Source organism: Rhizobium pisi (assembly GCF_003938655.1).
Taxonomy (GTDB): Bacteria; Pseudomonadota; Alphaproteobacteria; order Rhizobiales; family Rhizobiaceae; genus Rhizobium; species Rhizobium pisi.
On record NZ_RJJT01000069.1, the window covers coordinates 1 to 1,162 of the forward strand.

General features: G+C 63.2%; 1 protein-coding gene. It reads left to right on the forward strand.

All coding sequences use genetic code 11. The features are described from left to right. The first annotated feature begins 189 nt into the window (after window positions 1-189). Window positions 190-1,119, forward strand: coding sequence for an IS110 family RNA-guided transposase (locus tag EFD55_RS32925; RefSeq protein ID WP_125851291.1), 930 nt, complete (start codon window positions 190-192; stop codon window positions 1,117-1,119). Window positions 1,120-1,162: the final 43 nt, after the last annotated feature.

Consider the following 1,162-nt stretch of genomic DNA (forward strand, 5'->3'; position numbering starts at 1 on the left):
CCCCCTTGTAACTTGACGCCATCCGCCAGCAGCCTAGCTAGCGCTTGCGGTGACGGAGCCGAGCCCGCAACCCCCTCGGGTTTAAAAGCCTGTGGCAGAGCAAGGGATGGCTCCGTCGTTCCATCGAACCCGAACAGTCGCTTGGGCCGCTCGCGAAGGCGAAGCCCGCTTGGACAAGGATGGGATCAGATGGACGTTGTGGTTGGCATTGATGTTTCGAAAGACCGGTTGGATGTGCATGTACTGCCGTCAGGCAAAAGCTTTGCCGTTGCCAATGATGATGAAAGCCTGGATGGGCTTGCCGCAAGGCTCTTGAGCCTGAAGGCGGATGTCGTCGCGCTGGAGGCGACGGGTGGCTATGAGATGCTTGCGGCAGCCGCTCTTTCGGGGGCGGGTCTTGCGGTGATCGTCATCAACCCGGCGCAGGTGCGCGCCTATGCCAATGCTCTCGGCAAGCGCGCCAAGACCGATCCGATCGACGCCGAAGTGATCGCCGCCTTCGTGGCTGCGACCAAGCCCGCGATCAGGCCGTTGCGCGACGAAGAGAATCGGGCGCTGGCAGCCCTTCTTGCCCGCCGCCGGCAGATCCTGGCGATGATTGCAGCCGAAGAGCAGCGCACGCGCATGGCGCTTGCCAAGGAGGCGCAAAGGAGCATCAAGCGTTTGCTTGCCGCACTCAGGCGTGAGCTCGACAGTCTCGACGCCGATATCGACGACCATATCCGCACGTCGCCTTTGTGGCGGGTACGCGAGGCGCTTCTGACTTCGGTGCCGGGTGTGGGGCGGGTGACCGCCCGCACGCTGCTTGCCGAGATGCCAGAGCTCGGCAGTCTCGATCGGCGGCAGGTCGCCTCGCTTGCCGGTCTTGCGCCCTGGACGCGCCAATCCGGCAAATGGAAAGGCAAGAGCTTCATTGGCGGCGGTCGGGCAACGGTGCGCGCCGTGCTGTTCATGGCCACGTTGGTGGCCTGCCGCCATAACCCGGTTCTAAAAGCCTTCCGCGATCGCCTGGTCGCTTCAGGCAAGTCGAAGATCGTCGCAACCGCGGCTGCCATGCGCAAACTGCTCACCATCCTCAACGCCATCATTCGGGACCAGAAAGCATGGCAAAACGCTTGACTTCCAAGACAGTCGCTCTGCCCTGCCGGGCATCTCCCCCACA